The sequence below is a fragment of the Alistipes senegalensis JC50 genome (assembly GCF_025145645.1).
Lineage (GTDB): Bacteria > Bacteroidota > Bacteroidia > Bacteroidales > Rikenellaceae > Alistipes > Alistipes senegalensis.
This window is the reverse complement of record NZ_CP102252.1, coordinates 3970197-3991155: the sequence shown is the minus strand read 5'-3', so window position 1 is coordinate 3991155 and position 20959 is coordinate 3970197. Positions and strand designations below refer to the sequence as shown.

The window sequence follows — 20959 nt, the reverse complement described above, 5'->3', positions numbered from 1 at the left end:
AGGCGTCCCGTTTCGGGGCGCCTCCTTCGTTTCAGAGCCGGGATTCGAAATAGTCGGTCCGCAGCAGGATGTCCGAAACCCGCCACAGCTCTTTCCGGTATTGCCGGACCGAATCGCTGCGGTTGCCGCCCACCCAGCCTTCCGAGTGGTCGGCTGCACAGTCGCTCTGGCGGCGGAAGACGCTTTCGCCCAATCCGTGAAAATCGTAATCCTGTGCGTGCATCAGGTCCAGCAGGCTGGGATAGATGTCGATCTGTGCGATGACCTTCCCCGTTTCGGCTTTCAGCGGCGCATTGAGGATGAAGAGCGGGATGTAGCGGTCGCTCAGCTCCCGTTTTTTGCGCCCTTCGTATTGGTTGCGGGTGATGGAGTCGTGGTCGCCCATGATGACGATGATGCTCCTGTCGTAAAGCCCGCATGTTTTGAGCGAGTCGATGAACCGGCCGAGGCAGCGGTCCACGTATTGTGTGGCGACCAGATAATATTTGGCTTCGTCGTCGGGGATTTTGGCATTGTTCAGCGGGCTTTCGAGATCCGATTTCGCATACGGTCCGTGTCCCGACATCGTGACCAGCTGGGCATAGAACGGCTGCGGCAGTTCCTTCAGAATTTCGAGTCCGTTTTCGTAGAGCTCTTCATCGGCGCGGCGCATCGGTCCGCGGCTCAGTTCGTAATGATATCTGTCGAATCCGTAACTCTTCGTGGTGGCTTCCTGATTCCAATAGTGGCGCGAATCGCAGATCAGCGATGCGGAGGTATACCCTCTCCGGGCCAGCGCTTTGGGTAACGAAGGATAGGTGTTCCGGCAGCCGTACAGACTGGCTGCGGCCCCGCTTTCGAGCGGCAGCAGTCCGGTGTTGAGCATCAGTTGGGCGTCGGACGACCGCCCGTCCTTCACCTGCGGCAGCACCCGTGGGAAGTAGAGCACGCTCGTGTCCCGGGCCAGCGAGTTCATGAACGGGGTCGCTTCCGTGCCGTCGATTTCCAGTCCGATCGGCCAACTGCCCAACGATTCGGCCAGCACGACGATCAGGTTTTTGCGGTGGTCTTCCGTGAGCGGTTCCCGGGAGGCGCGCCGCTCTGCGGCTTCGACGAACCGGGCGGCATATTCGGCCTCCTCGGACGAGCAGCCGTGCAGATAGGCGATCTGATAGGACCAATAGCCGATCAGACCGTATTTGTGGAGTCCCAGCATGATTTCATTCCGGTACCAGGGCCAGGGGTGCTTGAACTCATTGGGGTCGTTGAAGTACGGCGGGATGACGGTGACGACGATCAGCAGCAGGCTGGCGGCACATCCCGCGGCACGGCGGCATTTCCCCCCCCCTCCCGGTATCCGGCGGCCGAAAAGGGAGTATCCTGCGGCGAAACAGACGGACGGAAGCACGATCCACAGGTCCGAAGCCCGCATCGAGGCGCAGATGCTCGGACCGAGCCCCCGGAGGTTGTTCACCATCAGGTAGGAGTTCAGCGGCATGATGCTGTAATAAATGCGGTAATACCAGACGTTCGACAGCAGGTAGAGGTTGACCAGCACGATCCAGGGAAACAGCCATCGTTTCCGGTGCAGGAACCAGACGGGAAGCGCCAGCAGCATGGCGTCGGCGGCGCGCCGGGCCCAGATGGCGAAATAGTGGTGATGGCGGATGAGCCATACCTCGTCTACGATCGTCAGGGTGATGTAGAAGGCCAGCGTCAGCAGCAGGTAGGTCGCTGCCCTTTCATAACGGGCGGTCCGGCCGTTGGGTAAGTCCGGCCGTTCGGGGTTTTGCATGCGAAGTTTCATTCGACAGCGTATTTTCTATCCGGCAACCGTGATGGGGCGGTTGCCGGAATAAATAAGACGGTTTTGCGACAGAGAATCGGGTTATTTCTTGAATCTGTATTGGTTCACGTCGCGCCAGCCCAGCAGCAGGTCGCGCACCGCGAGCCGTTTCTTGCCGGCTATCTGCAACTCTCCGGGAACGATCCATCCGTCGGCGCACGCCACGCGGATAAAGGTCCGTCCGTCGCTCTCGACCGTGCCGCACGGCTGGCCGTGGGCTGCGGCCTCGAAGGTCGCCGAGAACACTTTGGCACTCTGCGGTTCTTCGTCCTCCTCGCGGAACATCTCGGTCCACGCTGCCGGATACGGCGACAGGCCGCGGATGAAATCCGCGATGCGCCGGCCCGGAAGCGTCCAGTCGATCCGGCAATCCTCCTTGAAGATCTTGGGAGCGGGCCGCAGCGTCGATTCGTCGATGTGCTGCTGTTCGACGGGCCGGATGTCCCCCGCGGCGATGCGGTCCACGGTTTCGGTGACCAATGCGGTGCCGGTCGTCATCAGCTTGTCGTAGAGCGTGCCGACGTTGTCTTCCGGGAGGATCGGCACCCGGACCTGTCCGATGATGCCGCCCTTGTCGATCTCGTGGTTCAGCAGGAATGTCGTGACGCCCGTTTCGGTTTCGCCGTTGATGATCGCCCAGTTGATCGGCGCCGCCCCGCGGTATTGGGGCAGCAGCGAGGCGTGGAGATTGAAGGTTCCCAGCTGAGGCATGGCCCAGATCACCTCGGGAAGCATCCGGAAGGCGATCACGATCCCCAGATCGGGCCGCAGGGCCTGCATGGCTTCGACGAACTCCGGGGCTTTCAGCTTCTCGGGTTGCAGGACCGGAAGCCCCAGCTCCAGCGCGGCGGTCTTGACTTCGCTCTGACGGAGTTTCTGTCCCCGTCCGGCGGGTTTGTCGGGCGCGGTCACCACACCCACGACGTTGTAGCCGCCGGCGACGAGCGCCCGCAGCGAAGGCACGGCGAATTCGGGCGTGCCCATGAATACGATGCGTATTTCTTTCGGATTCATCATCTATTTTTTCTCCAGTCCCAGCGTGTGGTGCATACGCTCCTGCTTGGTCTCCAGATAGTGTTCGTTGTAGGGGTTCGGGGCGATCACGATGGGCACGATCTCGTCGATGCAGAGTCCGTAGCCCTCCAGTCCGGCCCGTTTGAGCGGGTTGTTGGTCATCAGGCGCATGTGGCGGATGCCCAGCTCGCGGATGATGCTCGCACCCACGCCGTAGTCGCGTTCGTCGGCCTTGAAACCCAGCCGGAGGTTGGCGTCTACGGTGTCCAGACCCTCGTCCTGCAATTTGTAGGCGTGGATCTTGTTGCAGAGCCCGATGCCGCGCCCCTCCTGGTTGAGATAGATGACGGCGCCTTTGCCCTCCTTCTCGATCATCTGCATCGCGCGGTGCAGCTGCTCGCCGCAGTCGCAGCGGTACGAACCGAAGATGTCGCCCGTGACGCATGACGAGTGTACGCGCACCAGCACGGGTTCGTCCTCCGCCCACTCCCCTTTCGTCAGGGCCACGTGCTCCACGCCGTTCGACTTCTGACGGAACGGCGTAATGCGGAAATCGCCCCACTCCGTCGGCAGGGGCACGGTCACGCCCTTCTCGATGATCGACTCCTCTTTGAGGCGGTAGGCGATCAGCGAGGCGATCGAGATGATTTTCAGGTCGAATTTTTTGGCGATCTCCACCAGCTGCGGCAGGCGGGCCATCGTGCCGTCGTCGTTCATGATCTCGATCAGCGCGCCTGCGGGCTGCAATCCGGCCAGACGGGCCAGGTCTACGGCCGCCTCGGTGTGTCCCGGACGGCGCAGTACGCCTTTGTCGCGGGCGCGTAGGGGGTTGATGTGCCCCGGGCGGCCCAGGTCGGTGGGCTTCGTCGCAGGGTCGGCCAGCGCGCGGATCGTCGCGGCGCGGTCGTGGATCGAGACGCCCGTGGTGCAGCCGTTGCCCAGCAGGTCCACCGTCACGGTGAAGGGCGTGCCCAGCAGCGAGGTGTTGTTCTCCTCCATCATGTTGAGGCCCAGCTCGGCGCAGCGTTTCTCCGACAGCGGGGCGCACAGTACGCCGCGGCCCTCTTTGAGCATGAAATTCACGATTTCGGGGGTGATCTTCTCCGCGGCGACGATGAAGTCGCCCTCGTTTTCGCGGTCCTCGTCATCGACGACGATCACCGGCTTGCCGTTGCGGAAGTCCTCGATAACCTCCTCTACACTATTCAGAATCGTGTTTTTTGCCATTTCGTTTGAATTTTATCGCGTTCATCGTTTTTTTGATTCCCGGGGTCAGTCTGTCCTTCAGCGCCTTGATCTTTCCGGCGTACCAGTCCGTGTCGAGCAGCGCCGAGTCGTTGGTGGCCTTGTATGTAAGGTATATGGCGATCGGCGTGAGGATGAAAGTCGAGAGCCACATGCCGTAAACGGCGTCCCAGTTGCCCTCCTTGGCCAGTTTCTCGCCCGACAGGCTGATGATGTAGTAGATCACGAAGAAGATCACCGACACCACCACCGGCAGTCCCAGACCGCCGCGTCGGATGATGGCGCCCAGCGGTGCACCGATCAGGAAGAAGATCAGGATCGACACCGGAAGCGATATTTTCTTGTGCCACTCGACCTTCGAGCGGTAGAGCTGGTTGAGCGCCTCCTTGGCGGCCGATTCGTCGAATGCGAACATGTTGCGCGAATTCTTGGCCAGCGTCCGGGCCTGATCCCAGATGCGTTCCTTGTCGCGCATCGGCAGTCCGACGATCGAGTCCTGCGCCAGCATGTCGCGGAAATGGCGCTTGTCGATCTGCAAGCTGTCGGGCAGCGGCAGCACGGTGTTGTCGCGTGCGAAGATCTGCTCTTTGAGCAGCGGTTCGTAGGAGCTCGTCGTGGCGGCGTTGACCTTGATTTCCAGCGAGTCGATGTCGTGCTGCAACTCCCGGATGTTCTTGGTCTGGCTGTTCGAGAAGAGGTCGGCGTCGGTGCGTCCCTGTGCGAATCCCTCCATCGGGATCACCTGCTTTTGCAGGTCGAAGGTGTGGTGGCGCAGGGCGCTCTTGGTGAACCACTGGCTGTTGCGTGTCTGTTCGTAGGTCTCGCCGTGGAAAAGGTCCACCAGCAGGTATTTCTTGTCGTCCGAGAGGCGGATGTATCCCGAATCGGCGACGATGGTGTTCATGTTGCCGTTGGCGGCGCGGTTGTCGTAGATCAGCACGTCGTGGAGCAGGTGCGTGTCGGGCTCCTGCCGGCTGACGCGGATCGACATGTTTTCGATGCCGTTGAAGAAGAGCCCGTCCTGGAATTCGAGGGCCTGTTTCTGCTGGCGGATGTCGTAGAGCGTGCTGTACAGCTTCTTGTTGGCGTTCGGGACGAGGTTGTTGCCGATGAAGAAGCTGCCGACGGAGACGAACGCCACCAGTATGATGAGCGGTTTGGTGATCTGGACCAGCGACATGCCGGCCGACTTCATGGCCAGCAGTTCGTAGTTCTCGCCCAGGTTGCCCATAGTCATGATCGCCGCCAGCAGCATCGACAGCGGCAGGCCCATCGGGATCATATTGGCCATGAAATAGGTCATCAGCTCGATGATGATTCCAGCGCTGAGGCCCTTGCCCACCAGTTCGTCGATGTAGCGCCATACGATGTTCATCATCAGTACGAACATGACGATGAAAAACGTGAGGACCATCGGGCCCAGGTAGGATTTCAGAACAAGTTTATGGATGGTCTTCATGCGGCTGCTCGCTGTTTTTTGCTACGCAAAGATACAAGTTTTACCAGTATAAGCGTAAGGGTGAGTGTAAATATTATGGCGGCGCCGGGCGGAACCTCGAAATTGTAGCTGGCGACGAGCCCCGCGGCGTTGCCTGCGACGGCCACGAGGGGCGCTGCGAGGGCGATGGTGCGGTACGAGCGCGAAAGCGTGTTGACGATCACCACGGGCATCGTCACGAGCGAGATCAGCAGCACGATGCCCATGATGCGGATCGAGAGGACGATCGTCACGGCGACCAGCGCGGCCATCAGGTAGGAGATCACGCGCGTCGGGATGCCCCGGCTGCGGGCGAAGTCGCGGTCGAAGGCGACGTACATCACGGGCCGCAGCCACACGAGGGCTCCGATGACGATCACGGCCGTCAGCACGGCCAGCGACGCGACATCGCTGTCGGTCACGGTCACGATGCTGCCGAAGAGGTAGGCCGACAGGTCGCCCGAGGTGTAGCCCGGGCGCAGGCTCATGAAGAGCGCCCCGACGGCCATGCCGACGGACCAGATGATGCCGATGGCCGAGTCCTCGCGGATGCGCCCGCGGCTGCCGGCCCATTCGATGCCCAGCGCCGAGAGTACGGCGAAGATCATCGCCCCGGCGATGGGGTTCGCTCCCAGGTAGAAGGCGATGCCCAGTCCGCCGAACGAGGCGTGGGTGATGCCTCCGGCGAGGAACACCATGCGGCGGCAGACGACGTAGGTTCCTATTACCCCGCACGTTATGCCCGAAAGCACGCAGGCCGTGAGTGCGTTCGAGAGATAGCCGTATTGAACCAGGTCGCTGAAAAATTCCATACATCTTCTTTAATTGCGCGCAAATTTACGCTTTTTTATCGGAAACGCCTCCTCCTTTCGCACAGTTTTCGTAATTTCGTGCCGGAAAAACACGAATCTATGCAACCTCGCAGAGTCAATTTTCATACTTTGGGCTGCAAGCTCAATTTTTCGGAGTCCTCCACCCTCGCCCGTGAGTTCGAGCGCGGCGGCTTCGTCCGCGTGGCCCCTACGGCCGAAGCGGACATCTGCGTCATCAACAGCTGCTCGGTGACCGAGCACGCCGACAAGAAATGCCGCAACCTGATCCGCAAGCTCCACCGCCGCAACCCCGGGGCGATCATCGCCGTGACGGGGTGTTACGCGCAGCTGAAACCGCAGGAGATAGCCGCGATAGACGGCGTCGATATTGTGCTGAGTAATAACGATAAGGGCGAGTTATTCAAACGGGTGGTTGAACTGTCGGGAAAGGGCCGTGCGCAGGTGTACAGCTGCGACACCGATTCGCTCACGTCGTTCTTCGCGGCCTTTTCGAGCGGCGACCGCACGCGCGCTTTCCTGAAAGTGCAGGACGGTTGCGACTACTGCTGTTCTTATTGTACGATCCATTACGCCCGCGGATCGAGCCGCAACCTCCCGATCGCCGACCTCGTGGACGAGGCGCGTCAGATCGCGGCGGCGGGTCAGAAGGAGATCGTGCTGACGGGTGTCAACATGGGGGATTTCGGCCGCACGACGGGCGAGAAATTCATCGACCTGCTGCGGGCGCTGAACGAGGTCGAGGGGATCGGGCGCTACCGCATTTCGTCGATCGAACCGAATCTGCTAACCGATGAAATCATAGCCTTTTGCGCCGCGTCACCTAAATTCATGCATCACTTCCATATTCCGCTTCAGAGCGGTTCGGACCGGATACTCGGGCTGATGCGCCGCCGCTACACCACGGCGCGTTTCGCCGAGCGTATCGCGGCTGTCCGGCGGCTGATGCCCGACGCCTTTATCGGGATCGACGTGATCGTCGGGTTCCCGGGCGAGACCGATGCCGATTTCCGCACGACCTATGATTTTCTGGCGGGGTTGGAGCCCGCTTTCCTGCATATCTTTCCCTTTTCGGAGCGTCCCGGAACTCCGGCCGTCGATCTGCCCGGCAAGGTGCAGCCGTCGGTGGCTACGGCCCGCGTGGCCGAGCTGGAGGGCCTCTGCGACCGCCTGCACGGCGATTTCTGCGCCCGGGCCGTCGGAACGGAGGATACGGTGCTCTTCGAAAGCACGCGCCGCGGAGGCATGATGTTCGGATTTACGGGCAACTACCGGCGGGTGAAAGCTCCCTACGACGCTGCGAAAGTCAACACCCTCTGCCGCGTGAAACTCGGTGCGATGGACGATTCTCACGACCTGATGGGGGAAATCCGGGATTAATCACTATATTTGCAGAATATAGGATGCGGTTTTGCCGATAAGTTAATTTTGAATGCTATGACAGGTATGCGCAAACGGGTGACGGTCGGGTTTCTGAGCATCGTCTGCCTGCTGTTTTTTTCGGGGATGGTCTCGTTTCTCGAACTGAGCCGCCTGAGCCGCGATACGGGGGAGATCCTCAAGGCCAACAAACGCAACATCGAACTGGCCAAGGAGATGCTCGACGCGGCCCACGAGCAGAACATTGCGTTCATCAGACTCTCGGTCTTCGGCGACCGGTCGTGCGACAGCCTTTGCCGCACCAGTATGGAGCGGCTCGAAAACACGCTGCTGGTGGCTCAGAGCGAGGCCCTCGAAAAATCGTTCCTCGATTCGCTGGCCTTCGCCACGACCGAACTGCGGCTACTGACGGACAATTTCCTCGCTTTCGGAGGGGCCGGAAGCGCCGCTGCCCGGACGGCGGCTCCGGTGGACGCGAACTGCGCCGATTCGCTCGGCAGCAGGTGGTACAGCGACGAGTACCAGGTGCTCTACGGCCGCCTGACCGCCGCCATCAAAAGCTACATGACCTCGACGCAGAGTTCGCTGGTGCCGCGCGCCGAGCAGATGAAGAAAAACGCCTACCGGGCCGTTACGCCGGTGCTGATCTCGGTGGCCGTGATGATCGCCATCGTGCTGATGCTCTTCTACTTCATGTCGCTCTACTGCGTGACGCCCATCGAACGGATGAACAAGGGGCTGGGCGACTGGCTCGCGTTCCGCGTGCCGTTCGCCGTCAAGGGCGATTTCAAGGACGAAGTGCTGGAACTCAAAGAGAAGATAGAGACGCTCATAAACCTTTCCAAACAGAATAAAGTCTGACGCCATGCGGGTAGATGTGGTCTTACGGTATGTGGGAGTCGTGATGCTCTTCATTGCGACGTTCATGCTGCTTTCGGCGGGAATTTCCTACCTCAGCGGCGTGGATTCGGCATTCTATCCCCTGCTTCTCTCCTCGCTGCTCACGGCCCTGCTGGGCGCTTTTCCGCTGATTTTCGTCGAGAAGCGCGAGCAGATCACCAACAAGGAGGGCTTCTGCATTGTCGTGGGGGCGTGGCTCGTGGCCTGCGTCGTGTCGATGTTCCCCTACCTGATCTGGGGCGGGGAGTTTTCGTTGGTCAATGCGTGGTTCGAGAGCGTTTCGGGCCTCACGACCACCGGATCGACGATCCTGAACGATGTCGAGGCCCTGCCGCGCGGATTGCAGTTCTGGCGCATGTCCTCGACCTGGATCGGCGGTATGGGAGTGGTGATGTTCGCGCTGGTGATCCTGCCGTCGATGGGCCGCAGCAAGATGATGCTCTCCAACGTGGAGCTCTCGACGATGGCCAAGGACAACTACCGCTACCGGTCGCAGATCATCGTGCAGATTCTGCTGGTGGTCTACGTGGGGTTGACGATCCTTTCGACCGTAATGCTCAAAATGGCGGGCATGAACTGGTTCGACTCGCTGTGCCACGCCATGTCGGCCTGCGCCACGAGCGGATTTTCGACCAAGAACGCCAGCGTGGCCTATTTCAACAGCCCGATGATCGACACGATACTGATCTTCACAATGGCCACGGCCGGTATCCATTTCGGACTGATCTACTCTACGGTGACCGGCAAGCGCAACAACATTTTCCGCTCGGAGGTGACGCGCTGGTACCTGGGGATGTTGCTGACCGGGGGTGTGCTGATCGCCGTGAGCCTCTATGCCGCGGACCTCTACCCCACGCTGACGGCGTCGTTCCGCTATGCGATGTTCCAGTTCGTGTCGGTGGTGACCACCACGGGATTCGCCACGGCCGACTCCAATACGTGGACCTCGTTCGCCGTCATCCTGCTGATCTTCGGGTCGATCGTCTGCTCCTGTGCGGGCTCCACGGCGGGAGGCATCAAGATCAACCGGCTGGTGCTGGCCGGGAAGATGATGCGCACGCGCCTGCGCCAGCAGCAGCACCCCAACGCCGTCATACGCATCAAGCTCGACGGCGTGATCCAGGAGAACGAGGCGCTGCATTCGGTGATGATTTTCATCGTCACTTACCTGATGTTCATTCTCGCCGGCACGGTTTTCGGTACGATGCTCGGCGTCGATCTGACGACCAGCTTCTCGGGGGCCGTGGCTTCGATGGGCAACGTCGGACCCGGATTCGGAGAGGTCGGTTCGATGGACAACTTCTCGGCGATGCCCGCGGCGTTCAAGGTTTCCAACTCGCTGCTGATGCTGCTGGGGCGTCTGGAGATTTTCGGACTGATACAGATTTTTTTCATTAAATGGTGGAGATGACCCAAGCTATGTTTCGCAAGGTTTTCATATATGCGCTGGGCGCGGCTTTTCTGACTGCCGGTGCGCTGCATGCCCAGCAGCCGAAGGTGGAGGCCCGTATCGCCGGGCTGGAAGGCAACGCGGAGTACATGTCGCTGCTGCGTGAGGACGCGCAGTTGCAGCTGCGCGAGGATTCGATCGTGAACGCCGTGGAGCGCATGCGCCAGCGGCTGCGCGAGGACCCTTCGCGGCGTCAGGAGCTTTCGCAGGAGATTTTGCAGCAGGAGAGCCGGATTTTCGAGATCCGCAACGCCAAAGGGCGTCTGATCGACCGCATCAACACCATCGAACAGGAGTGGGTCCTGGCCAACCTGAACGGTGCGGCCCAGCAGCCTGCGGGACCCGCTGCGGCCGATCCTGCGGCGACGGTTCCCGATTCGCTGAAGGTCCGCAATCTGGTGGACAATCTCTACTTCCGCGAGCATCTCCCGGCCGGGGATTATGAGGCCCTGCGCAATGCCCAGCGGTTGGAAATGCGGGCCGTGGACTATGTCAACCGCTATTTCGCCAACCACGGGACGCTTTCCGAACTGGCCGAATCCTACGCCGCGGTGCAGACCGAGGCCGAAGCCATCGAGATATACGAACGCTACAAGACTTTGCAGGGGATGAACGGCGTGCTGGCCGACTCGCTGGCCGCGACGTGGAACTACATCTTCGACAACAAGAACTACGCTTACGGCTATCTGCTCGACAAGATGGGCAAGGAGGATATTCTCGCCCGCGAGGAGGAGGAGCTCTCGGAGGCTGCGCGGCAGTTGTCGGCGTTGCAGGACGAGACGGCTTCGGACGCCGTGGCGGACTATCTGCTGCGCAAGCGGGTGATCGTCGATTATGAGGCTTCGGTGGCCGGCGTTTTGGGGCTGGACGCCGCGCGCGATTCGCTGAAAGGCGTGGCGGCGCAGCTGAAGGCGATCGACTACCGCCTGCCGCGGGTCGATGTCGCCGAGCGCTATTTCCTCGACTACGACAGCGTGGCTTTCTCTTCGACGCCGAAATACTCCTACCAGCATCCGATCCCCGAATGCAAGGTCTACGCCAACGGCACGATTTACCGCATCCTGCTGGGGACCTACAACACCAAACGCGCCGCGGCGACGTTCCGGGGGGCCTACCCGCTCTTCTATCTGGTGAACGATGCCGGCAAGTGGTGCTACTATACGGGCGGTTTCGCCACGCTGGACGAGGCCGAGGCGGCGCAGGCGCTGCTGAAAAAACGCGGCTTCGTGCGGCCCGAAATCGTGGTGTGGACCGACGGTGCGTATCGCAACCTGTCGCTCGAACCCGATTCGCAAAAGCTCCTCTACCGGGTCGAGATCACCGGGACCGACGCCCTTTCGGACGAGGTGAAGCAGGTGATCGCCGCCGCGGCCGGGGGCTATGAACTCTCCCGCGTGGGACAGCAGCTCTTCATCGTCGGGTCGTTCGACGACAGGGCCGTCGCCGAACGGCTGGCCGACGCCATACGGCAAGCGGACGCCGCATTGGAAATAAAAGTCGCCGAGATCGCCGAATAACCGAAAAATTTCCCTATCTTTATTGCAATATTATACAGCCTTATGGAGATATTCTATATCGTACTGCTCGTTTTCTTCGGCCTGCTGTTTCTGGTGGCCGAACTCGTCCTGCTGCCCGGCGTGTCGATCGGCGCTCTGCTGGCGCTGGTCTGCTACGGAAGTTCGGTCTACCTCGCTTTCCGCGACTTCGGGACCGGGGCGGGGATTCTGGTCATCGTCATCATTCTGGCGCTGTCGCTCGTCGTCACGGTCATCTCCCTGCGGGCGAAGACATGGCAGCGTTTTTCGCTCAAACAGGAGATCCGCTCGTCGAGTACGCCCCTCCTGCCCTCCGAGGAGTTGCAGGTCGGTGACCGCGGCGTGACTCTCTCGCGCCTCTCGCCCATGGGCAAGGTCGAGATCGGCGGACGCACCTACGAGGCCAAGTCGCTCGGAACCTATGTCGATCCGCAGCGCGATGTCGAGGTCGTGGGCTTCGAGAATTTCAGCGTTATCGTCAAAACTATCAAATAACAACACTACACTATGGATTTACAGGCAGGAATGATCGTATTGATCGTCTTCGTGAGCCTCTTTGCGATCTGGCTCATCTTCTATTTCATCCCGGTGGGACTGTGGTTCTCGGCGCTGGTGTCGGGCGTGCGCATCAGCCTGCTGCAACTCGTCCTGATGCGTTGGCGCAAGGTGCCGCCCTCGGTGATCGTCTCCTCGATGATCGAGAGCACGAAAGCCGGCCTTTCGCTCAATCCCAACGAACTGGAAGCCCACTATCTCGCCGGCGGCAACGTTACGAACGTGGTGCATGCCCTCGTTTCGGCGCAGAAAGCCAATATCCTGCTGGATTTCAAGATGGCGACGGCCATCGATCTGGCGGGCCGCGACGTGTTCGAGGCCGTGCAGATGTCCGTGAATCCGAAGGTCATCAATACGCCTCCCGTGGCCGCCGTGGCCAAGGACGGCATCCAGCTGATCGCCAAGGCCCGCGTCACGGTGCGCGCCAACATCAAGCAGCTGGTCGGCGGAGCCGGTGAGGAGACCGTGCTGGCGCGTGTCGGCGAAGGCATCGTTTCGTCGATCGGTTCGGCGGCGTCGCACAAGATCGTGCTCGAAAATCCCGATTCGATTTCGCGCGTGGTGCTCGAAAAGGGCCTCGATGCCGGAACGGCTTTCGAAATCCTATCGATCGACATCGCCGACATTGACGTGGGCAAGAACATCGGCGCCCAGTTGCAGATGGATCAGGCGCAGGCCGACAAGAACATCGCCCAGGCGAAGGCCGAGGAGCGCCGCGCAATGGCCGTGGCCCTCGAACAGGAGAACAAGGCCAAGGCGCAGGACGCCCGCGCCAAGGTGATTCTGGCCGAGGCCGAGGTGCCGCTGGCCATGGCCGAAGCCTTCCGCAGCGGCAATCTGGGGGTCATGGACTACTACAAGATGAAGAATATCATGGCCGACACGCAGATGCGCGAGACCATTGCGAAACCGGAGAAGAAATAACTCCGAGGGATTTGTTATCGGGGGTGCGCGTCGTGCGTACCCTTTTTTGTGAAATATTCCGAACGCTATGAGAAAATACACTCTGATCCTTTGCTTCCTCCTCGCCGCGGCGACCGCCTCTGCGGCAAGGATCGATACCGTGGCGGTTTTCAGCGCGAAGATGCAGCGCGACATTCCGGCGCTGGTCGTGGTTCCCGACGCCGGTGCGGGGCGGCGCATGCCCGTCCTCTACCTGCTGCACGGTTACAGCGGTTCGTACATGACCTGGCAGCGCAACATCACGGACCTGCGTCCGCTGGCCGACGCCTACGGCATGATCATCGCCTGCCCCGACGGCGAGAACAGTTGGTATTGGGACAGCCCCCTCGATCCTGCGTCGCAGTTCGAGACCTTCGTCTCGCAGGAGTTTCCCGACTGGATCGACGCGCACTACCCGACGATCCCCTCGCGCGAAGGGCGCGCCGTCACAGGCCTCAGCATGGGCGGTCACGGGGCCTTGTGGACCGCTCTGCGCCATAAGGACCGCTTCGGGGCCGCAGGTTCGACCTCCGGAGGTGTGGACATACGCCCTTTCCCCGATTCGTGGGAGATGAAAAAGCAGCTGGGCGAACTGAAAGAGAATCCCGAACGCTGGGATGCGCATACGGTCATCAACCAGATCGACGGACTCCGCGACGGCGAGCTGGCCCTCGTGATCGACTGCGGTTATCGGGATTTCTTTTATCGGGTGAATATGAATCTGCACGAGAAGCTGATGCAGCGCGGCGTGGGGCACGATTTTCTGACGCGCCCCGGAGAACACAACTTCGCTTATTGGTCCAACTCGCTCCCCTATCAGGTGCTCTTTTTCCACCGCTATTTCCAGCGGCAGACGCCTCGGAACTGAAACGAACGAGAGAGCCTTGCGGGCTCTCTCGTTCGTTTCAGTAGACCTCTTCGGGAAGCGTTTCGCCGACGGGTTCCCCTTCGAGGTCGTCGCGCCACTTGATCGCGGCGTGCGTGCCGTCGCAATAGGGTTTGTTCGCCGACTGTCCGCAGCGGCAGACGACCACGCGGTTGCGGATTTCGTAGGTCTTGCCCGTCTCGCGCCGCAGGGGGATGCCGCCGCGAATCCACAGTCCGCCGCTGCTGCCGATGGTGACGTCCTCGATCAGCCCGAGACTGGGCTCGAAGCGGAATTCGAAAGGCTTTCCCGAACTTTTGTCCCATGCCGTGAGCCGGCCGCTGGGGCACATCGACGTTTCGCGGATCGCCATCCGGCGCGCTTCGGGGTCGGACGACTGTTCGGTGAGCGCCCATGCGTCGCCCGCCGGGTGACAGAAGCGCGCGAAAACGCAGTATTCGGGATTATCGGTCATGTCGAGCGTGCCCCCTTCGATCACCTCGGCCTTGTCGAGCAGCGGTTCGGATTGCGCCGTGAGGGTCGGGTCCCATTTGGCTCTTTCGTGGCTTCCGTCGCAGTAGGGATTGCGCTTCGACGCCCCGCAGCGGCATAGCGCCGTGGGTTCGGCTTCGGTCGAGAAGTGGCGCCCCTCCTGAAAATACCAGCTTTCGTTGTTCTCGTTGGGCATGATGAACTGCTCGGCCAGCGGCGGACGCCCGTAGACCAGATAGGGCCCTTTTTCGGTCACGGTGATGCTGAAACCTTCCCCGGCGGGGGAACTTCCCGTCTCGATTTTCAATTTCGACATACTATATGCGTTTCTGATTCGTTAGAGAACCGAAAGCAATAATTGTTCCCAAATGCAATTATTCGGGAGGTGCTTATGGGAATTGTCCCGCTTTTCACTGTTTTGGGTGCCGGGGTCGCAACGACCTTTCTATTTATTGGAGGGTTTTACGAGAATTGTCCGCGATTCGGTTTTGCTCCCGGCTGATTTTTATTACCTTTGTGACGGATTTTGAAACTGAAATAAAGTAAAGATTATATGAAAAGATTCGCAGGGCTGGTTTGCGCCGTCGCGGCCATCGCATTTTTCGCTTCGTGCAGCAAGGACAAGGAGTCGGGCACTCTTTCGTTCGACTCTCCGGCGGTGTTCCTGTCGGCTGGCCAGACCGTAAAGGTGGGCTTCAAGGCTGTCAACCTCCAAAATCTCTCGGTGACCAACAAACCTACGGGCTGGGTCGAGCCGGCGATCGACCTCGCGGCACAGACCCTGACGATCACGGCTCCCGTATCCTTCGAAGACGACGAGGCGAAGACCGGTTCGCTGGTGCTGGCAGGTTCGCCCAAGGGCGGTTCGTCGGTTTCGGCGACGCTTTTCGTGGGGGTGGTCAACTCCGAGGATCTGAGCGGCAAGCCTGCCAACAGTTACATCGTCAGCAAACCCGAGACCAACTATCTGATCAGTTCCATGTTCCGGGGCGACCTTATGGCGGTGCTTCCGGCGTCGGTGGATGTCGTGTGGCAGAGCAAGTCGGGGCTGATTCAGTACGCGGAACTCCGGGAGGACGGCATGGTGTCGTTCTACGTGGGGGCTGACAGCGACGACGAGAAAAAGATCAAGGAGGGCAACGCCGTGATCGGAGCCTACGACGCCGGCGGCACGCTGATGTGGAGTTGGCACATTTGGGCTGTGAATTACGATCCCGAAGCGTCGGCGGTCGATTTCAACGGTTTTAAGATGATGGACCGCAACCTCGGAGCGCTGGCCAACGACAATTCGTCGGTAGAGAATATTTTCGCCTCCTACGGGCTTTATTATCAATGGGGCCGCAAGGACCCGTTCATCGGTCCGGCTTCGTACAACGCCGCCAACGGCGCGTCGGCCAGCATGTATAACGGCAGCGGCAGCCGCGTCTACATGAAGACCGAGACATCGAGTGCCGAATCCGGAACGATGGACTACGCCGTGCGGAACCCGCTGACGTTTATCACGGGCGTTTCCGGTTCGGAGTACGACTGGCTGTGGAGCGCCCATTCCGACGATCTGTGGGACGACACCAAGACCGCCAACGACCCCTGCCCCTACGGCTGGCGCGTGGCTCCTTCGGCGGCTTTCAACGATTTGCTTGTCAAAAATACTCCCGAGGCGGGCGATGCCGACAAATACGGCTGGACGCTGGGCTGGAACGACTCCGAGTCGTTGTTTATCGGTGCGGGCCGCCGCCGTTACGACAACGGTTCGATTCAGAACCTGTATGCCCCTGCTCCTGTCCAGACGTTCGACGTGCGGAGCACGGCGGACGAGGCGCAGCCCTGGGAGGGACTTTATTGGTCGGCCGATGCAGGGACCGGTACGCAGTCGTCGGCGCTGCATTTCTGGTTCGAGAAGAAAAGCACCTCCAAAGGCATTGAGAACGGAGTGCCCTATGCCCGTGCCAACGGCATGCCGGTGCGCTGCGTGAAAGCGGAGTAACGCAAACTTACGAAGAAACCCAACCGTCGGGCCGGCCTTGTCGCCGGCCCGTTTTGTTTGGTATAACTGTTGCGGGGCGGGATGCTAAAAATCCCAGGCTATGAAAATCAATACAGGAAAAGGTTCCGTATCGCTCGTCGTCCTGCTGGCAATCTGGTCCGTGTCGGCTATTGCCTCGCTGCCCGGACTGGCCATATCCCCCATTCTGGGCGACTTGAATAAGGTGTTTCCCAAGGTTACGGACCTCGAAATCCAGATGCTCACGTCGCTGCCGTCGTTGCTGATAATCCCCTTCGTACTGCTCTCGGGAAGGCTCTCCGAAGGCCGCGACAAACTCACGATTCTGGTCGTCGGACTCTCGATTTTCTTTCTGAGCGGCGTGGCGTGCCTGTTCGCCCGCAGTATGACGTGGCTGATTGTCATCAGCTGCATCCTCGGCATCGGGGCCGGTATGGTCATTCCCCTTTCGACGGGTCTGATTGTCGATTATTTCACGGGCGACTACCGCGTCCGGCAGCTGGGTTACAGCTCGGCGATCAACAATCTGACGCTCGTGATAGCCACCGTGGTCACGGGCTATCTGGCCGACGTTAACTGGCACCTGCCCTTTCTGGTCTACACGCTGCCGGGCATCTCGTTGGCGCTCTCTTTCTTCCTCAAACGGCAGCGTTCGGACCCCGAGCCCGAGCAGAGTATCCAGCTGCGCCACAAGCGCATCGACCGCGGCAAACTGGCGGGGCTGATGCTGTTCTATTTCTTCGTCACCTATGCCGTGCTTGCCGTGGCGTTCTACGCCTCGTTCCTGATCGACGACTACAAGATCGACAGTTCCTTTTCGGGGGTGCTGATCGCGCTGTTTTTCCTGGCTATCATGCTTCCGGGGTTCTTCATCGACCGGATCATCGACCGGTTGAAACGGAATGTCAACCTCGTATCGCTGGGATTGGTCTGCGCGGGGTTGTTGTGCGTCGGGATTTTTCACGGCAAGGCGATGCTCGTCATCGGGGCTCTGCTCGCGGGATTCGGTTACGGGGTGATGCAGCCCGTCGTTTACGACAAGGCCGCCACCATCGCCCCGCCCCGCTCGGCGACCTTGGCGCTGTCGTTCGTTATGGCGATGAACTACCTGGCCGTGATGGTTTGCCCCTTTATCGTGGATCTGTTCCGGCACTTGTTTCACACCCACAGCGACCGGTTTCCGTTCTTTTTCAACGCCGCATTGGTGTTTGTCGTGGCTCTCGTCACGTGGCGCCGCCGCGGGAATTTCACGCTCGGGCTCGACGAATCGTATTATAAAAGTTGACGAAAAGTTTCTTTTTGGACCAATCCAATTTGAAAAAGGCTTGTCCGCGGGACGTTTGGGCGGGGTGCAAAACCGATGAAACGGGAACTCCGGCACAGTAAAAACAAAAAAATGTACCGTAAATATTTGCGGATTTCAGAAAAAACGGTATCTTTGCACTCGCAATAACCGGAATGGTGCGTTAGTTCAGCTGGTTAGAATACGTGCCTGTCACGCACGGGGTCAGGGGTTCGAGTCCCCTACGCACCGCAAGAAAGGGTATAAATCAAGCATTTGCAAGATTTGTACCCTTTTTTTCTATTCTAAATGTGCTGCTGAATCTTACTGCCGGAATCGGCGGGAAATGGATATGAATTGCACTTCATCATCCTTGATTTTCAGGCTCCAAATTTAGCTGGCGAAGAATCATTATCGACCTGATATTTCCGCTTCTCATTTTTTATCGTTAATTTTGTTCTGAAAGGTCGCAACAGAATGCAATTCTTTATATTATTATGAACAAAATTTTACTCGCAGCCGTTTTGGCTGCAAGTGCCGTCATATCCGGCTGCACCGAAAAACAGGACGCACATCCTTCCGTGAAAATCGTGCCGACGATCAAAACCCGTGTTTCGGGCCTCCATTTCGATAACGGGGATCAGATCGGGCTGACCATCCTCCAAGGGGAGCAACCCTATGCCGAGAATCATCCCATGACCTACGAGGGTTCGGCCTTCTCGGGGTCGGGACTGCTGTGGTACGACGACCTGAACGAAACCTCTACGCTCACGGCCTATCATCCCTACTCTTCGGCGGGCGTGCCGGCGGAATTTACCGTGGCGGCGGACCAGACCGGCGGTTGCGCCTCGTCGGACCTGCTGGGAGCCGTGAAGCGCGACGTGAAGCCCGGGAGCGCTCCGGTAGGTATGGTTTTCTACCACCTGATGTCGCAGCTTACCATTTTTCTGACGAATAACTCCGGCGCAACGGTCACTTCCGTTTCCGTGGGCGGGCTCGTGCCGACGGCGACCGTGGATCTGACTGTCCCGACGGCTGCGGCGAAGGCGGACGCCGCTGTCGCGGAGATCAGGGCTTTCAAGGAGGAGTCCGGCACTTCCTACCGCGTGATCTTGGTTCCCCAGCAGGCGGCGCTGACCGTCACGGTCGGAACATCCGACGGCAAGAGCCACAGCAAGACCGTCGCGTCGGCGCAGCTCGTCAGCGGCAAACAGTACGATATGTCGGTCACGTTGACCAAGATCGACATGTCGGTTTCGCTGAGCGGCGACATCAACGACTGGGGCGAGGGCGGTTCGCTCGACGGTGACGATGGCGATGGCGGTGACGATACCGGCGGTGATACCGGAGAATTGAACTACGGGGGCGACACCTACCCTACGGCGACGATCGGCGGACAGGTGTGGATGGCCGAGAACCTGCGCTATAAGCCTGCGGGTGCGTCGGAAGGAACGGATATGTGGCCCTCCGAGGACGGATTGTCCGCAGGGATGCTCTACAATTATGCGACGGCGACGGGCAGCGCCGTGACCGCCGGGGATGCGCCCGTGCAGGGCATCTGCCCCGCCGGATGGCATATTCCCACCGCTGCGGAACTCGACGCGATGGGTAAGAGCGCCGAACTTCCGGACGGTTTCCTCAGTTACGCCGGGTTTCATAAGGGGACGGACTATGGCGATAAGACCAAAGGCTATCTGCTTAGTTGCAGTCTTTTCGACGAAGGCCGGGTTTGCTGTCTTTTCTACTCGGGCGATTCGGCGCCTGCCGTTAAGGATATGCCGATCGGATATTATTTTCCGCTCCGCTGCGTGAAGGATTGAAAACGGCAGGTCCCGCTCTGAGAGCGGGACCTGCTTGTTTTCAGTCGCGGTTCAGGAAGAAGATCGGGATGTTGGCCAGGAAGACATCCTTGCCCGAGAGCTGCGACCGTTTTTCGATCAGCTCGCTCAGCAGAATGTCGCCGATCACGTAGTTGCTCTCCTCGCTCGTGAACTGCTCGTGGATCTTCGAGAAATTCAGGATTTTCTGCACCTCCGTCTCCTTGTAGCGGGCGTAGATTTTCAGCGTGATGTCCGTCGTGTAGTCGGGTTTCTCGATGTAGTTCATCTTCTTGTATTCGTAGCGGTAGTTGTTCAGCCGCGCCATGATGTCGCTCAGAATCGACGAGGCCGTGGGCAGGCTTCCCGCCCCCTTGCCGAACATGAACTGGCGGTCGTAGCACTCGCCGCGGATCACCACGCCGTTGTATTCGTCGTCCACGCTGTAAATGTACTTGGAGGGTGTCACGAACTCCGGCATGACGAACATCGTGAAGTGCCGGTCGCTCACCTTCACCACCTGGGCCACGAGTTTGATCTTCACGTTCTTTTCGCGGGCGTACCGGATGTCCGAATCGTGGATCGTCGAGATGCCGTAGGTGAAGATGCGGTCCGGGGCGACGTAGGTCCCCAGGGCGTGCACCGTGATGATGACCAGCTTGAACAGCGAATCGTAGCCCTCGATGTCGAACGAGGGGTCGCTCTCGGCGAAACCCAGCGCCTGCGCCTGCGCCAGTGCGTTGGCGTAGGAGTCCTTGTGGTCGAAAACGCGCGAGAGAATGTAGTTCGACGAGCCGTTCAGAATGCCCTTCACCTCCAACAGCAGGTCGTTGTCGTAGTACTCTTCGAGGTTGCGGATCACCGGAATCGAACCGCACGACGAGGCGTCGTAGAGCAGCGCCACGTTGCGCGTTTTCTGAATGTCGATCAGCTCCGGGAGGTTCCGGGCCAGCATCGTCTTGTTTCCCGACACGACCGGAATGCCCCGCAGCAGGGCCCGTTTCACGATGTCGTAGGCCGCCCGGGCGTCGTCGATGACCTCGACGACCAGATTGATGTTGGGGTTGTCGAGGATTTCATCGACCGAGGTGGTGAAAAGCGACGGGTCCGCTTCGATCTTCCGCGGCTTTTTGGGATCGCGGACGCAGATCTTCACGATCTCGGCGTGGGCGTTCTTCGATTTGCGCACCACTTCATAGATGCCCTGTCCGACGACGCCGAATCCGAACAGTCCGATTTTAATCTTGGTCATAAGCGTATAGGTTTGTTATCAGTTTTTGTTCCATTTTCCTCTTCGGACGGCTGTTGTCGCAGCGTTCCGCTGCGTTTGCAAATCCGACCCACCCCC

General features: G+C 59.7%; 17 protein-coding genes and 1 tRNA gene. 11 read left to right on the top strand and 7 right to left on the bottom strand.

Going from position 1 to position 20959, the window contains the following annotated elements; translation table 11 throughout:
• Positions 1 to 31: 31 nt before the first annotated feature.
• The 5 genes from NQ519_RS16010 to NQ519_RS15990 form a co-directional block, all read right to left on the bottom strand.
• Positions 32 to 1786: an LTA synthase family protein gene (locus tag NQ519_RS16010; protein ID WP_227901066.1), complete on the bottom strand. Its 1755-nt coding sequence runs from the start codon at positions 1784 to 1786 to the stop codon at positions 32 to 34.
• A gap of 81 nt (positions 1787 to 1867) precedes the next feature.
• Complete coding sequence (fmt, locus tag NQ519_RS16005; protein ID WP_026076396.1) at positions 1868 to 2839, bottom strand: methionyl-tRNA formyltransferase; 972 nt, start codon at positions 2837 to 2839, stop codon at positions 1868 to 1870.
• Between the two features lie 3 nt (positions 2840 to 2842).
• Entirely contained in the window at positions 2843 to 4066 is a 1224-nt protein-coding gene (locus NQ519_RS16000) for a bifunctional 3,4-dihydroxy-2-butanone-4-phosphate synthase/GTP cyclohydrolase II (protein ID WP_019150158.1), read from the bottom strand.
• Positions 4041 to 5543 carry an LptF/LptG family permease gene (locus NQ519_RS15995; RefSeq protein ID WP_019150159.1) on the bottom strand — a complete coding sequence of 501 codons (1503 nt, stop codon included), beginning with the start codon at positions 5541 to 5543 and terminating at the stop codon, positions 4041 to 4043. Before NQ519_RS15995 ends, NQ519_RS16000 begins: the two co-directional genes overlap by 26 nt.
• Complete coding sequence (locus NQ519_RS15990; protein ID WP_019150160.1) at positions 5540 to 6373, bottom strand: metal ABC transporter permease; 834 nt, start codon at positions 6371 to 6373, stop codon at positions 5540 to 5542. The genes NQ519_RS15995 and NQ519_RS15990 overlap by 4 nt, the downstream gene beginning before the upstream one ends.
• A 99-nt stretch (positions 6374 to 6472) precedes the next feature.
• Between NQ519_RS15990 and mtaB the strand changes: the two genes are divergently transcribed.
• The 7 genes from mtaB to NQ519_RS15955 all read left to right on the top strand — a co-directional run bounded on the left by mtaB (position 6473) and on the right by NQ519_RS15955 (position 14021).
• Positions 6473 to 7771, top strand: coding sequence for a tRNA (N(6)-L-threonylcarbamoyladenosine(37)-C(2))-methylthiotransferase MtaB (mtaB, locus tag NQ519_RS15985; protein ID WP_026076397.1), 1299 nt, complete (start codon positions 6473 to 6475; stop codon positions 7769 to 7771).
• A 57-nt stretch (positions 7772 to 7828) separates the two neighbouring features.
• Complete coding sequence (locus NQ519_RS15980) at positions 7829 to 8632, top strand: hypothetical protein (protein ID WP_026076398.1); 804 nt, start codon at positions 7829 to 7831, stop codon at positions 8630 to 8632.
• 4 nt (positions 8633 to 8636) lie between these two features.
• Complete coding sequence (locus NQ519_RS15975) at positions 8637 to 10082, top strand: TrkH family potassium uptake protein (RefSeq protein ID WP_026076399.1); 1446 nt, start codon at positions 8637 to 8639, stop codon at positions 10080 to 10082.
• A gap of 8 nt (positions 10083 to 10090) precedes the next feature.
• Positions 10091 to 11638 (top strand): hypothetical protein, encoded by a 1548-nt coding sequence (locus NQ519_RS15970; RefSeq protein ID WP_019150164.1) that lies wholly within the window; start codon positions 10091 to 10093, stop codon positions 11636 to 11638.
• A 42-nt stretch (positions 11639 to 11680) separates the two neighbouring features.
• Positions 11681 to 12151, top strand: a complete 471-nt coding sequence (locus NQ519_RS15965; protein ID WP_019150165.1) for an NfeD family protein — start codon at positions 11681 to 11683, stop codon at positions 12149 to 12151.
• Positions 12152 to 12163: 12 nt separating this feature from the next.
• Positions 12164 to 13135 (top strand): flotillin-like protein FloA, encoded by a 972-nt coding sequence (gene floA / locus NQ519_RS15960; protein WP_026076400.1) that lies wholly within the window; start codon positions 12164 to 12166, stop codon positions 13133 to 13135.
• 67 nt (positions 13136 to 13202) lie between these two features.
• The gene (locus tag NQ519_RS15955; protein WP_019150167.1) at positions 13203 to 14021 is read left to right on the top strand and encodes an alpha/beta hydrolase; all 819 of its coding nucleotides are present in this window, start codon (positions 13203 to 13205) and stop codon (positions 14019 to 14021) included.
• Positions 14022 to 14058: 37 nt separating this feature from the next.
• Here the strand turns inward: NQ519_RS15955 and NQ519_RS15950 are convergent, their stop codons facing one another.
• Positions 14059 to 14826: a CDGSH iron-sulfur domain-containing protein gene (locus tag NQ519_RS15950; RefSeq protein WP_019150168.1), complete on the bottom strand. Its 768-nt coding sequence runs from the start codon at positions 14824 to 14826 to the stop codon at positions 14059 to 14061.
• 237 nt (positions 14827 to 15063) lie between these two features.
• Between NQ519_RS15950 and NQ519_RS15945 the strand changes: the two genes are divergently transcribed.
• From NQ519_RS15945 to NQ519_RS15930, 4 genes are all read left to right on the top strand, one after another.
• On the top strand, positions 15064 to 16494 hold the full coding sequence (locus NQ519_RS15945) for an FISUMP domain-containing protein (RefSeq protein WP_019150169.1): 1431 nt from the start codon (positions 15064 to 15066) through the stop codon (positions 16492 to 16494).
• A gap of 100 nt (positions 16495 to 16594) precedes the next feature.
• Positions 16595 to 17797 carry an MFS transporter gene (locus NQ519_RS15940; RefSeq protein ID WP_019150170.1) on the top strand — a complete coding sequence of 401 codons (1203 nt, stop codon included), beginning with the start codon at positions 16595 to 16597 and terminating at the stop codon, positions 17795 to 17797.
• Positions 17798 to 17972: 175 nt separating this feature from the next.
• A tRNA-Asp gene (locus NQ519_RS15935) sits at positions 17973 to 18046 on the top strand.
• 245 nt (positions 18047 to 18291) lie between these two features.
• Positions 18292 to 19614, top strand: a complete 1323-nt coding sequence (locus tag NQ519_RS15930) for a fimbrillin family protein (RefSeq protein ID WP_019150171.1) — start codon at positions 18292 to 18294, stop codon at positions 19612 to 19614.
• 40 nt (positions 19615 to 19654) lie between these two features.
• Here the strand turns inward: NQ519_RS15930 and NQ519_RS15925 are convergent, their stop codons facing one another.
• Positions 19655 to 20863 (bottom strand): homoserine dehydrogenase, encoded by a 1209-nt coding sequence (locus NQ519_RS15925; RefSeq protein ID WP_019150172.1) that lies wholly within the window; start codon positions 20861 to 20863, stop codon positions 19655 to 19657.
• Positions 20864 to 20959 lie beyond the last annotated feature (96 nt).